Source organism: Streptomyces sp. NPDC056222 (genome assembly GCF_042264065.1).
Classification (GTDB): Bacteria; Actinomycetota; Actinomycetes; order Streptomycetales; family Streptomycetaceae; genus Streptomyces.
The window spans coordinates 17850-30287 of sequence record NZ_JBHJTL010000008.1 but is presented as its reverse complement, the minus strand read 5'-3'; the positions used below and the strand labels follow the sequence as shown (position 1 = coordinate 30287).

14 protein-coding genes are annotated in these 12438 nt (G+C 72.2%); 6 read left to right on the top strand and 8 right to left on the bottom strand.

What is annotated here, in order from left to right:
- Positions 1 to 120 precede the first annotated feature (120 nt).
- Entirely contained in the window at positions 121 to 768 is a 648-nt protein-coding gene (locus ACFC0D_RS06185) for an endonuclease (protein WP_376431566.1), read from the bottom strand.
- A gap of 85 nt (positions 769 to 853) precedes the next feature.
- On the opposite strand from ACFC0D_RS06185, the gene ACFC0D_RS06180 reads away from it, so the two are divergent.
- Positions 854 to 2080, top strand: a complete 1227-nt coding sequence (locus ACFC0D_RS06180; RefSeq protein WP_376431564.1) for an ROK family protein — start codon at positions 854 to 856, stop codon at positions 2078 to 2080.
- 88 nt (positions 2081 to 2168) lie between these two features.
- A complete protein-coding gene (locus ACFC0D_RS06175) occupies positions 2169 to 2933 on the top strand; it encodes an SAM-dependent methyltransferase (RefSeq protein ID WP_376431562.1) in 765 nt (254 codons plus the stop codon).
- On the opposite strand, the gene ACFC0D_RS06170 is transcribed toward ACFC0D_RS06175, so the two are convergent.
- Both ACFC0D_RS06170 and ACFC0D_RS06165 read right to left on the bottom strand, forming a co-directional pair.
- A complete protein-coding gene (locus tag ACFC0D_RS06170; protein ID WP_376431560.1) occupies positions 2906 to 3526 on the bottom strand; it encodes a DUF4865 family protein in 621 nt (206 codons plus the stop codon). The genes ACFC0D_RS06175 and ACFC0D_RS06170 overlap by 28 nt on opposite strands.
- A 29-nt stretch (positions 3527 to 3555) precedes the next feature.
- Entirely contained in the window at positions 3556 to 4143 is a 588-nt protein-coding gene (locus ACFC0D_RS06165; RefSeq protein ID WP_376431558.1) for a TetR/AcrR family transcriptional regulator, read from the bottom strand.
- Positions 4144 to 4316: 173 nt separating this feature from the next.
- On the opposite strand from ACFC0D_RS06165, the gene ACFC0D_RS06160 reads away from it, so the two are divergent.
- Genes ACFC0D_RS06160 through ACFC0D_RS06150 form a run of 3 tightly spaced genes read left to right on the top strand, consistent with a single transcriptional unit; the run spans position 4317 to position 7959 of the window.
- A complete protein-coding gene (locus ACFC0D_RS06160) occupies positions 4317 to 4601 on the top strand; it encodes an SHOCT domain-containing protein (RefSeq protein WP_376431556.1) in 285 nt (94 codons plus the stop codon).
- Positions 4598 to 5401 (top strand): ABC transporter ATP-binding protein, encoded by an 804-nt coding sequence (locus ACFC0D_RS06155; protein ID WP_376431554.1) that lies wholly within the window; start codon positions 4598 to 4600, stop codon positions 5399 to 5401. Before ACFC0D_RS06160 ends, ACFC0D_RS06155 begins: the two co-directional genes overlap by 4 nt.
- Entirely contained in the window at positions 5398 to 7959 is a 2562-nt protein-coding gene (locus tag ACFC0D_RS06150) for an ABC transporter permease (protein WP_376431552.1), read from the top strand. Before ACFC0D_RS06155 ends, ACFC0D_RS06150 begins: the two co-directional genes overlap by 4 nt.
- Before the next feature lie 143 nt (positions 7960 to 8102).
- Here ACFC0D_RS06150 and ACFC0D_RS06145 read toward each other — a convergent pair whose 3' ends face one another.
- Both ACFC0D_RS06145 and ACFC0D_RS06140 read right to left on the bottom strand, forming a co-directional pair.
- A complete protein-coding gene (locus ACFC0D_RS06145) occupies positions 8103 to 8714 on the bottom strand; it encodes an ATP-binding protein (protein ID WP_376431550.1) in 612 nt (203 codons plus the stop codon).
- A gap of 196 nt (positions 8715 to 8910) precedes the next feature.
- Entirely contained in the window at positions 8911 to 9216 is a 306-nt protein-coding gene (locus ACFC0D_RS06140) for a hypothetical protein (RefSeq protein ID WP_376431548.1), read from the bottom strand.
- A gap of 176 nt (positions 9217 to 9392) precedes the next feature.
- On the opposite strand from ACFC0D_RS06140, the gene ACFC0D_RS06135 reads away from it, so the two are divergent.
- Positions 9393 to 10535 carry a PLP-dependent cysteine synthase family protein gene (locus tag ACFC0D_RS06135; RefSeq protein WP_376431546.1) on the top strand — a complete coding sequence of 381 codons (1143 nt, stop codon included), beginning with the start codon at positions 9393 to 9395 and terminating at the stop codon, positions 10533 to 10535.
- On the opposite strand, the gene ACFC0D_RS06130 is transcribed toward ACFC0D_RS06135, so the two are convergent.
- From ACFC0D_RS06130 to ACFC0D_RS06120, 3 genes are read right to left on the bottom strand one after another with little or no spacing between them, the layout of a single operon-like run.
- Positions 10495 to 10995 (bottom strand): SRPBCC family protein, encoded by a 501-nt coding sequence (locus ACFC0D_RS06130; protein ID WP_376431544.1) that lies wholly within the window; start codon positions 10993 to 10995, stop codon positions 10495 to 10497. The two genes, ACFC0D_RS06135 and ACFC0D_RS06130, sit on opposite strands and share 41 nt — an antisense overlap.
- Before the next feature lie 56 nt (positions 10996 to 11051).
- A complete protein-coding gene (locus tag ACFC0D_RS06125; protein WP_376431542.1) occupies positions 11052 to 11489 on the bottom strand; it encodes an SRPBCC family protein in 438 nt (145 codons plus the stop codon).
- Positions 11486 to 12322: a DeoR/GlpR family DNA-binding transcription regulator gene (locus ACFC0D_RS06120; protein WP_376431540.1), complete on the bottom strand. Its 837-nt coding sequence runs from the start codon at positions 12320 to 12322 to the stop codon at positions 11486 to 11488. The genes ACFC0D_RS06125 and ACFC0D_RS06120 overlap by 4 nt, the downstream gene beginning before the upstream one ends.
- Positions 12323 to 12438: the final 116 nt, after the last annotated feature.

Genomic DNA, 12438 nt, shown 5'->3' with positions numbered 1-12438 from the left:
TCGGTCCGAGGCATCGGCGGGCTCGACGCTGCTCACCCGCTTTCGGCGTCGCGGTGCTCAGCCCGAAGCGTTCTGGGGGCCGGCGCCGCTCACCCGAGGCGTCGTCGGGCGCGGTGGTGCTCAGCCCGACGCGTCGGCCGTGTCCCGTCGCAGCGACGCCCGTACGAGCGCAGCGGCAAGCAGGGGGAGGTCCTCGCGGGGGACGAGTCCCGCGAGCGCGGCGGCGTCCGTGGGGAGGTGCGCGCGCCGGGCGCCCTCCAGGGCGCGCTCGTCCAGGTAGGGGGCCAGTTCCGGCCAGATTCCCTGGACCTCGCGCAGGAAGATGTCCGCGCCGGCCGGGCCGATCCCCGGCATCTCCTGCAACTCCGACCGCAGCACGTCCACGTCGCCGTCCGCCGCCGCCCGCATCCGCCGCAGATCGCCGCCGTACTCCGCCAGGACCAGCTCGGCCTCCTCGCCCAGCTGCGTCGAGGTCCGTTCGTCGTAGCGCCGATAACCGCCCTCGCCCAGCGCGTCCACCCGCTCCTGCCATGTGGCGTCCCGCATCCGCCGCGGGCTGCGCATCCCCGCGTCGAAGAGTGTCCTGGCCGTCGCGACCGCGGTGTCCGCGCGGATCCGGGCGCTCAGCAGATGGGCCAGGACGAGCAGCTGGTACAGCGGCTGCGGGGTGTTCCTGAGCCGGATGCCGGCCTCTTCGGCGTACGTCCCGTGCTCCTGGTCCGCCAGCAGGGCACGGACGCGGGTCGTCGACGTGTCGGAGCCTGTCATGACACCTCCCGTTTCCCGCCGCGCCGCTACCCGCTGGGCACCCGCCGAAACCGCGCAACCGTCCGATCATGGGAGACTCGCCCCCATGAACGGCAAGGCGACGACGACCAAGACACGGCTGGACAGGGGGCGCGGCGCGCTCGGGCCCGCACTGGAACTGGTGCACACGGGCCGCGCGCCGACCCGTGCCGTGCTGACCGCCGAACTCGGCGTCACCCGCGCCACCGCCGGTGCCGTCGCCGCCGAACTGGAGGCCCTCGGCCTCATCCGCGTCGACTCCAACCCCGGCGCCGCCGCCGGATCCCAGGGACGTCCCTCGCACCGCCTCGCCGTCGACGAGAAGGGCCCCGTGGCCCTCGCCGCACAGGTCCACGCCGACGGCTTCCGCGCCGCGCTCGTCGGCCTCGGCGGCACCATCGTGGCCACCGCACCCGGCTGCGTCACCGTCTCCGCCGACCCCGCCCAGGTCCTCGGCGCCGTCGTCGACGCCGGCGCCGCACTGCTGCAGGAGAGCGGCCGCCGCTGTGTCGGCGCGGGCCTTGCCGCGCCGTCCGCCGTCGCCGAGCCCGAGGGCACCGCCCTCAACCCGCTGCACCTGGCCTGGCCTGCCGGTGCGCAGGTACGGGAGATCTTCGCGGAACGCGTCCGCGCCGCCGGCATCGAGGGCCCGGCCTTCACCGGTAACGATGTCAACCTCGCCGCCCTCGCCGAGCACCGCCACGGCGCGGGCCGTGGCGCCAAGGACCTTCTCTGCGTCGCGACCGGCCACCGGGGCGTCGGCGGCGCGCTCGTCCTCGACGGCCGCCTGCACACCGGGAGTTCCGGCCTCGCCCTCGAGGTCGGACACCTCACGGTCAACCCCGAGGGGCGCCCGTGCCACTGCGGCAGCCGGGGCTGCCTCGACGTCGAGACCGACCCGCTCGCCTTCCTCACCGTCGCCGGACGCGCCCCCGGTCCCGAGGTCTCGCTGCTCCAGCAGTCGCGCGACCTGCTGCGCAGCAGCCCCGACGACCCTGGCGTACGAGCCGCGACGGCGGAGCTGATCGACCGTCTGGGGCTCGGTCTCGCCGGCCTGGTGAACATTCTGAACCCGGACCGGATCATCCTCGGCGGCCTGCACCGCGAACTGCTGGACGCCGACCCCGACCGACTGCGCGCGGTCGTCGCGGACCGCAGCCTGTGGGGTCGCAGCGGCGGCGTTCCGATCCTCGCCTGCACCCTCGACCACAACAGTCTGGTGGGCGCTGCGGAGTTGGCCTGGCAGCCGGTCCTCGACGACCCGCTGGCCGCTCTGGGCAGGCCGGTGGTGTGAGGAGGCGGAAGGCCGGACGCCCGGCCTGAAGCCCCTCGGCCCGATATCGGTTGGGCAGATCGCGTCTCTCGCACTAGCGTTCCGCCTCATGACCGATAACGATCTTCCCCCGCGCCTCGGCAGCCTGACCTTCCACGGGCCGCTCTCCGAGGCCCGCGCCACCCGCATGATCGAGCGGCTCGCCGCCGCCTCGCCCGCCACCGTGCTCGACATCGGGTGCGGCTGGGGCGAGTTGCTGATGCGCGTCCTGGAGGCCGCGCCCGGATCGACCGGTGTCGGCCTCGACATCAACGCCGAGGACCTGGCCCGGGGCCGTGTCCTCGCCAAGGAGCGCGGACTCGTGGACCGGGTCGAGTTCGTGGAGGAGTCGGCGCTCGGCACCACCCGCGGGCCGGTCGACGCGATCCTCTGCCTCGGTTCCAGCCAGGCCCTCTGCGACCCCGATCAGCCCCACGACCCGGCCGCAGCCCTGCGCGAACTGCGGCGCCTGGTGCGGCCCGGCGGCCGTGTCGTCCTCGGCGAGGGCTTCTGGCAGCGCACGCCGACGGACGAGGAGCTCGCCGGGATGTGGCCCGGCGCGCACGCCGGGGAGCACTTCCTGCTCGGACCGCTCGTCGACCTGGCGATCGAGGCCGGCTTCCGCCCCGCGTGGATCGAGACGGCGGACGCCGACGAGTGGGAGGAGTTCGAGTCCGGCTACCGCAACGACACCGAGCTCTGGCTGGCCGCCCACCCCGACCACCCGCTCGCCGCCGAGACCCGCGAACGGGTCGACCGCCAGCGCTCCACCTGGCTCAACGGCTACCGCCGCGTCCTCGGCATGGCCTATCTGACGCTCGTCCCGGTGGGCTGAGCCGCCAGGTCCGCCCGCTCCGGCGCCGACACGTACAGCACCTGGAAACGCTCGTACGCACCGAGCCCGGAGCCGGAGCCCGGGGCCGAAGCCGCGGGCTCCTCCGCCCACAGGGTGAAGTGCAGCAGCTCCCAGTGCCGGGGGTCGATCGCGACCGCGCTCGCCACCACGCCGTCCTCACGGGCCTCGCGTGCGTGGCGGGCGCGCGCCTCCGCCACGGCCTGCGCCGGAGCGATGCCCATCGGTACGGGGAGCCTGCGGCGCGTCGCGGTCCGTGGCGCCCGGTCGGCCGCCGGGCCCTCCTCGTAGGCGAGACCCGACCAGTGCTGCACCACCGGCCGGCCGAAGTCGTTCACGATCCCCTGGAATCCGGGGCCCCAGAGGAAGGAGTTCATCCCTTCCGGAGTGGTCCAGAGGTAGAACGGCGCGTACTGGTTCACCGGCGAGCCGTCCTCGCGTTCCCTGATCAGATACGCCTTGAGGCCGAGGCCGGGGAAGTCGTCGAGGAGATGCCCCTTCGTCGCGACCCGCTCGCGGATGATCCCCATGTCGTAGTCGGCGGGCAGGGTGATCTCGTACTGCATGGCGTCCATCGGGCGGTCTCCGATTCTCTCGTACGCGCTCAGTCGGTACGGCTCGACAGGGTCGACAGCAGGGCGAGCAGGCCGCGGACGGCGGTGTCGAAGGCGGCGGGGGAGCCGGACGCACGGGCCAGCACATAGCCGCCCTGCACGGTCGCCACGATCGTGGCCGCCAGCTCGGCGGGATCGATGGGGCCGGTCAACTCCCCGCTGTCCAGTCCCTCCTGGACGACGTCGGCGAGTCGACCGCGCAGCCAGTCGAGGGTCTCCTCGACCGGAACGCGCAGTTCGTCGCTCGCGACGACCTCCGGGTCCATCGTCAGCCGCCCGACCGGGCAACCGCGCAACACGTCGCGCTCACGCAGCAGATACGCCTTCAGCCGCGCGTACGCCGAGCCCCCGTCGCCCAGGACGGCTTCCGCCGTCGCCCGCATCTCCTCGGCCGTACGCCGGATCGCCGCGAGCGCCAGATCCGGCTTCCCGGCGAAGTGGTGGTACATGCTGCCCTGCCCGGCACCGGCGGCCTGCTGGATCGCCTTGGGGCTCGTCCCCACGTAGCCACGCTCCCAGAGCAGCTCCCGGGTGGCCTCGATCAGTCGCTCGGACGTCGTCATGAGGGAAGTGTACATACCAGTAGGTACAGAAGTCTCGAGTGGGTGGGAGCAGCCGGCGGTGCGGTCCGTACTCCCCACGTCGTACGGACGAAGCCGCTGGCCGTACGACGACCCGGACCCCCTCCGCGAGCGAGTCTCGAAGCATCGTCACGCGACACACGCGACCTACGCACGAGGAGCTGAGAGACATGAACACACTCGCCCACGCCGGCCCCGGCCCATGGGTCCTGTTCATCCCGCTCGTCTGGGCGGCCGTGATCCTGACCGTGGTCACGGTCCTGCGCCGCACCGGACGGCTTCGCGGCCTTCGAGGCCCCGGGCCGCGCCCGGCCTACGACGAGCAGTCCCCGATCGCGCTCCTCGGCCACCGTTTCGCGGCCGGTGAGATCGACGAGGACGAGTACTGGCGGCGGCTGACCGTCCTGGAGGAGCAGTTCGGTCGTACCGCGGGACCCAAGGGGCGTGCGGCATGACCACCACCACCAACGCGGCCACGCGCACCGCAGCCCGGGTCGTCGACGCCGTGAAGGTCTACGGCGTCGGTGACACCGAGGTCAGAGCCCTGGACGGGGTGAGCGTCGACTTCCCGGCCGGTCGCTTCACCGCGATCATGGGCCCCTCGGGGTCCGGCAAGTCCACCCTCATGCACTGCGCCGCCGGGCTCGACACCCTCACCTCCGGGGCCGCGTTCATCGGCGACACCGACCTCTCCGCCCTCGACGACCGGCGGCTGACGCTGCTGCGCCGCGAGCGGATCGGCTTCGTCTTCCAGGCGTTCAACCTGTTGCCGACCCTCACCGTCGCCGAGAACATCACCCTGCCCCTGGACCTCGCCGGAACCACCCCCGACCGGGCCGGGCTCGACAGGCTGATCGACACCGTCGGCCTGCGCGACCGGCTCCACCACCGGCCCAGCCAGCTCTCCGGCGGCCAGCAGCAACGCGTCGCCGTCGCCCGCGCCTTCGCCGGCGACCCCGACGTCGTCTTCGCCGACGAACCCACCGGCAACCTCGACTCGCGCTCCGGCGAGGAGGTGCTGCGGCTCCTCGGCCGGACCGTACGCCGGACCGGCCGTACCGTCGTCATGGTCACCCACGACCCGGTCGCCGCCGCCCACGCGGACGAGGTGGTCTTCCTCGCCGACGGCCGCCTCGTCGACCGGATGACGGAGCCGACCGCCGAGCGTGTCCTCGACCGCCTGAAGGCGTTCGACGCCAGGTCCACCCAGGGGGCGGGCGCCAGGTCCACCACCCAGGAGGCGGTGACGTCATGAACGCCGCCCGAGCCTCGCTGAAGATCAGCCTCTCCGCACTTCGCGCCCACAAGCGGCGTCTCGTCGGCACCTTCACCGCCATCCTGCTCGGCGTCGCATTCCTCACCGGAACCCTCGTCATGGGCGACACACTGCGCGCGAGCTTCGACTCGCTGTTCGGCAACGCGAGCAGCGGCACGGACGCCGTCGTCCGCAGTACGAGCGTGGTCACCGTCGAGGGCGAGAGCCAGGGCACCCGCAGCCCCGTCGACGCGTCCCTCGCCGACACGATCGCCAAGGTTCCTGTCGTCGCCGCGGCGGCCCCCCGGATCGAAGGCGCCGGTCAGCTCGTCGCCGCCGACGGCGAACCCATCGGCGGCCAGGGCCCGCCCACCCTCGCCGGCAACTGGATCGAGGACGCGGAACTCAACCCGTACGCCCTGGCCGAAGGCCGCGCCCCGGAGAAGTCCGGCGAGGTCGTCGTCAACCGCGGCGCCGCGACGGCGGGCGACCTGTCCATCGGCGACACCACGGTCCTGCGTACCCCCGACCCGGTGAAGGTCACCGTCGTCGGTCTCGCCACCTTCGGCGGCGAGGACGGCATGGGCCAGGTGACGTACGCCGCGATGACCCGCGCCGACGCGGAGAAGTACCTCACGCCGAAGCCCGGCGACGCGGCGGGCATCCTCGTACGTGCCGGCCCGGGCATCTCGCAGCAGGAACTGGTCGACGCGCTGGCGCCGGTGCTCCCCGAGGGCGTCGAGGCGATCACCGGAGAGCGGTCCGCCGCGGAGAACACCGAGATGATCTCGGGGCAGTTCCTGAGCCTCTTCACCACCTTCCTGCTGGTGTTCAGCGGGGTGGCGCTGCTCGTCTCCGTCTTCTCGATCCACAACACCTTCGCCATCGTGGTCGCCCAGCGCACCCGCGAGAACGCGCTGCTGCGCGCGCTCGGCGCCTCCCGCCGGCAGGTCGTCGGCTCGACACTCGTCGAGGCCGTGGCGGTCGGTCTGGTGGCCTCGGTCGCCGGGCTCCTCGGAGGGATCGGCGTGGCGGCCGGGCTCCAGGCGCTCTTCCCGGCGATCGGCTTCCCCTTCCCCGAGGGCGCCCTGGTGATCGGCGGCCTGTCGATGGTGCTGCCCTTCGCCGTCGGACTCCTCGTCTGCGTCGGCTCGGCGCTGCTGCCGGCCGTGAAGGCGGGGCGCACGGCTCCGCTCGCCGCGCTGCGCGAGACCGTGGTGGACGAGTCGGGTGCCTCACGGGTGCGTGTCCTGGTCGGCTCCGGACTGCTGCTCGCCGCGATCGCGGTCGTGCTCACCGGTGTTCTCGCCACCCCGTCGCTGTGGCTCGCCTCCGCGGGGGCCGTGCTCGCGCTCGCCGCCTTCGTCGTCCTCGGCCCGGTGGCGTCCTCGGCCGCGGTACGCGTCCTCGGCGGCGCGCTGCGCGGGACGAACCGCGGGCTCGCGCGCCGCAACGCGCTGCGCAGCCCCAGGCGGACCGCCGCCACGGCCACCGCTCTGATGATCGGCGTGGCGGTGGTCTCGCTCTTCACGGTCTTCGGGGCCTCGTTGAAGGCCACGATGGACCAGACGGTCTCGCGCTCGTTCGCCGGTGACGTCGCCGTCGGCACACCGTCGTTCGGCGCCGGCGGCAGCGGGCTCAGCCCGCGGCTCGCCCCGGCGATCGCCGAGCTGCCCGAGGTGGAGACCGCCGTCGGTCTCGGTCGGGGCGTCGCGAAGATCGACGGCGAGGGGCGGGCCCTGACCGTCACCGAACCGACCGCGCTCGCCCGCTCCTTCGACCTCGGAGACGTACAGGGGTCGCTGAACTCCCTCGGCACCGACGGCCTCGCCGTCGCGGACACCGAGGCGGCCAAGTCCGGCCTGAAGCCCGGCGACACCACCGAGCTGACCTTCACCGACGGCAGCCGGCACACCTTCACCGTCAGGGCCGTCTACCAGCAGTCCGAACTCGCCGGCGACTACGTCGTGAGCCGCGAGGCCTGGGCCCCGCACCGCGCCCAGGACTCCGACACGCTCGTCGCCGTGACCTTCGAGGACGGCGTCTCCGCCGACGCGGGCAAGGCCGCGGTCGAGGACGTCGCCGAGCGGTACGGCAACCCTGAGGTGCAGACCCGCGACGAGTACGCCGCCTCGTCGGCGAGCGGTATCGACATGATGCTCACGCTGGTCTACGCGCTGCTCGCACTGGCCGTGCTGATCGCCCTGCTCGGCATCGCCAACACGCTGACCCTCGCGGTCCACGAGCGCACCCGTGAACTCGGCCTCCTGCGGGCCGTCGGCCAGACCCGGGCGCAGCTGAAGGCCATGGTCCGCTGGGAGTCCGTCCTGGTCGCGGCCTTCGGCACGGTCGGCGGACTCGTACTCGGCGGCTTCCTCGGCTGGGTGCTGGTCACGGCGTCCGACGGGGCGAGCGACAGCGCGTTCGCCTTCGCCGTACCGCCGTTGCAGCTCGCCCTCGTGGCGCTGGTCGGCCTGACGGCGGGCGTCGTGGCCGCGTGGCGCCCGGCCCGGCGGGCGGCCGGGCTGGACGTCCTGCGGGCGATCGCGACGGAATGACGCCGATGCCGGATCACGCGTACCGGATCACCCATGTCGGGTCCCTTGGATCCCGTGTGGACATCGGATCTTGGATTCTGGATTTTGGATTTTGGATCCGATACGGGTAGTCCGGTCCGCGGCATTCCCGCCCCGCCCCCGACTCAGCCCATGAGGACCGAGCGGGCGACCGACGGGGCGCGGGCGGGCTCCGTCGGGGACCCGAAGGGCACACCCTCAAGTCCCGTGCCATGCGCGCCGGGGAAGCGGGTCTGGTCGGCGAAGGGACCGTCGGTCGTCGCGCCGTGGACGGCGTGCGACCGGAAGGGGACGGCCACCGTGGGGGTCGGCGCGGAGAGGGTGAACCACACGACCTTCCCCGTGTCGCCGTGCGGGCGGATGCCCCAGCTCTCGCTGACCGCCTCGATGATGGCCAGACCGCGGCCCGACGTGGCCAACTCGTCGATCCCGACGAGGTCCTGGGCCCCCAGGATTCCCGTCCTGCCGGCGAATCCCGGTATGCGCGGGTCGTGGTCATGGACCGAGACCATGAGTCGGTCGAGCAGCAGCTCGATCTCGACGGTGCACCTCTTGTCCGGCTGTGCGTGCCGGTGAACATTGGTCAGCAGCTCGGTGACACCGAGCGCCGCATGGTCGATCAACGCATCGAGATGCCAGTAGCGCAGATGCGCCGATACGATCCTGCGGACCTGACCGATCCGCGACGGCAGGGCCTGGAGCTCCACCGTGCAGTGCCTGCTTGGCTCGCTGATCACGGCTGCGACTCCCCGAAGTAGGTCCGGAAGAAGACGAAGATTCGGATCTGTCATGCGGTACTGCAGGGCGGCGGGCTGGATCACAGCGTCACCGCCGGTAAACCCTCGGTGAGGTGGTTCCAGGGTGAACCAGTGGTGAGTGGCCCGCAACTCGCGGCGACCCGCCGCAGGTCACCGGAGTGTCGTCGCTCCGCGCCTACCTCTTCTTGGCCGCCTTCTTCAGCGCTTCGAGGAAGCGCCCCGGGCCCGCCGCCCGGTCCTGCGGCCCGTCCATGGTCAGGCGGTAACGCGTCCCGTTGACCGTGGCCACCGTCTCGTCGGGCTTCGCGAACCAGGGCCGTCCGGCCCGCACGGAACTCACCGGGGCGCTGTCGATCTCGCTGCCGTAGCTGGTCAGCAGCGACAGCCGGCCGTCCTCGATCCGGACCTCGCCCGCCCGGGTCAGCGAGCGGGGCCAGCGCTCGATCCGTACACCCGTGGCCGTGAACTCGGGCTCCTTCATATCGCTCCGCCCCCTTCGCACCGGTTGTTCCGACCAGTGTGCCCGGCGTGCGGCAGGCGCACCAGAGTGCCCTTCTGCAAGGGACTCCTATGGACCCCCAAAGTGAACGTTTGCGCAGGTGAGCGAGTTATCGTCACCAGTGGGGACCGTCGGGGGAAGGATGAGGAGAGGGACGCATGAGCACCACGGAGAACACGGTGTCGGGCAGCGCGCCACAGGCCGCGGCCACCATCGACATCGACCGCAGCGACCCGGCGTACCGCGCCTGGCTGAAGGACGCCGTCCGCAAGGTCCAGGCCGACGCCAACCGCTCCGCCGACACCCACCTGCTGCGCTTCCCGCTCCCGGAGAAGTGGGGCATCGACCTCTACCTCAAGGACGAGTCGACCCACCCCACCGGCAGCCTGAAGCACCGTCTCGCCCGCTCCCTCTTCCTCTACGGCCTCTGCAACGGCTGGATCCGGCCCGGCAAGCCCGTCATCGAGGCGTCCAGCGGCTCGACGGCCGTCTCCGAGGCGTACTTCGCCAAGCTGATCGGGGTGCCCTTCATCGCCGTGATGCCCCGCACCACCAGTCCGGAGAAGTGCCGCCTGATCGAGTTCCACGGCGGCCAGTGCCACTTCGTGGACGACTCGCGCAAGATGTACGAGGAGTCCGCGGCCCTCGCCGAGCGGACCGGCGGGCACTACATGGACCAGTTCACCTACGCCGAGCGGGCCACCGACTGGCGGGGCAACAACAACATCGCCGAATCGATGTACCAGCAGCTGAGGCTGGAGCGGTACCCCGAACCCGCCTGGATCGTCGCCACGGCGGGCACCGGCGGCACCTCGGCGACCATCGCGCGCTATGTGCACTACATGCAGCACGACACCCGCATCTGCGTGGCCGACCCCGAGAACTCCTGTTTCTTCGACGGCTGGACGAACAACGACCCGCTCGCCTCCTCCGACTGCGGTTCGCGCATCGAGGGCATCGGCCGGCCGCGCATGGAGCCGAGCTTCGTGCCAGGTGCGATCGACCGGATGATGAAGGTCCCGGACGCGGCCAGCGTCGCCGCCGTCCGCGCCCTGGAGACCGCGATCGGCCGCAAGGCGGGCGGCTCCACCGGTACGGGACTGTGGAGCGCGCTGAAGATCGTCGCGGAGATGGTCGAACACGGCCGTACCGGCAGCGTCGTGACCCTGATCTGCGACCCGGGCGACCGCTACCTCGACAAGTACTACTCCGACGCCTGGCTGGCCGACCAGGGCATGGACATCGCGCCCTACGCCGCCGCTATCGACCGGTTCCTGGAGACGGGTTCCTGGCCGGAGTGAGCCGCCGGTCCAGGCTGCGCATCGCGTCGCGGAAGGACTTCCCGACGCCCGGGCGGGCCAGGCGCATGGCGACGAGGCAGGGCCGGGGGCCGTCGACGGCCATCGTCCAGCGGACCCGGGTGCCGGGGCCGGCGGGGGAGAGGGACCAGTCCTCCAGCATGGCGCTGACGCCCGGTGCGTTGGTCTCGTCGATCCGGTAGGCGTAGCGGGTGTCCGGTTCGTCGGCCATGATCGTCTCGTGGAACACGATCCCGCCCCGCAGCCGTACGGTACGGCCGGCGCCGTCGGCGGTCGGGGCCGCCGAGGTCACGGCGGCGAACCAGGCGGGCATGCTGCCCAACTCCACCGCCAGTGAGCGGTGCACGGCGGACGGCGGGGCAGCCACCTCCGCCGTGAAGACCAGACGAACGGGCGCGGATGTGGCGAAGTCGAGCTCCACGGGCCTGAGTCGGCGTGCCATGGGACCGTACCTCCGGAGGGCGGGGCTGAAGTGCGCACACCCTAGCTGACGTTCTGTCACATGCCCAGCAGTCCGTCCATCGCCCGTCCGAACAGCCTCCGCCCGGCGCGGGCCAGTACGGGATCGAAGGCGCCCGGAACGCCGCGTAGGCGAAGCTCCTCCACCCACACCGCGCGGGAGCCGCCGCCCGGCGTCCCGTACACCTCGATCACGGCCCGCCCGAGCACCACCCTGCCCCGCTTCTCCAGCAGGCACGTGCCGGGTCGCCCGGCCGCCGGGGGCTCCCAGCGCACGACTTCCATGGGATCGTCGAAGGCGAGTCGTCCGATGCCCGTACGGGCCACGAACCGCGTTCCGACGCCCACGGGCCCGGGGGAGAGCAGCCGCGTCCGGGTCAGCGGCACCAGACGGCCGTGCGCGCGGAAGTCGGTGAGGCGTCGCCACACCTCCTCGACCGGCAGGGCCGACGAGCGCTCGACGCGGAAGAGGCTCACACCGCGTCGTCCTCGTTCTCGTCCTCGCCCGCCACCACCAGACCCGGCAACTGCTCCGCCATCTCCGCCCGGGTCTCCGACGACAGACCCGCGTCCGTCACCAGCGTGTCCACCTCGTCGAGCCGGGCGAACGAACTCAGCCCCACCGTCCCCCACTTGGTGTGGTCCGCGACCACCACCACCCGGCGCGCCGAGCGCATCAGCCGCCGGTTCGTCTCCGCCTCCGCGAGGTTCGGCGTGGAGAGCCCCGCCTCCGCGGAGATGCCGTGCACCCCGAGGAACAGCACGTCGAAGTGGAGCGAACGGATCGCCTGGTCGGCCACCGGCCCCACCAGCGCGTCCGACGGGGTCCGTACGCCGCCCGTGAGCACCACGGTCGCCGCACCGGGCCGCGACTCGCCGCCCGCGTAACCCGCCGTGTGGAAGACGTCGGCGACCCGTACCGAATTGGTCACCACCGTCAGATCCGGCACGTCGAGGAGCTTCTCCGCCAGGGCGAACGTCGTCGTACCGCCCGACAGCGCGATCGCCGAACCGGGCGCGACCATGCGCGCCGCCGCCCGGGCGATGTCCTCCTTCGCGCCCAGCTCCAGCGCGGACTTGGCCTCGAACCCCGGTTCGTGCGAACTCGTCTCCACCACCGGCACCGCGCCGCCGTGCACCTTCTCGACGACACCCTGACGGGCCAGTGCGTCCAGGTCCCGGCGGACCGTCATGTCGGAGACATTGAGCCGCCGTGTCAGTTCATTGACCCGTACACCGCCGCGCCGCCGTACCTCGTCCAGAATGAGGGCGCGCCGCTGCTCCGCGAGGAGATTCTGATGGTCGCTCACCACCGGGGGCCGTTCCTTCCGAAGGGGACTGGGGGATTGCCGTCGGATTCGGTGAGAGCCCGTGCACGAGTGCACGGCCTTCCGCGATCCTGTTGCCTGTCGTCGAATCCTGCCAC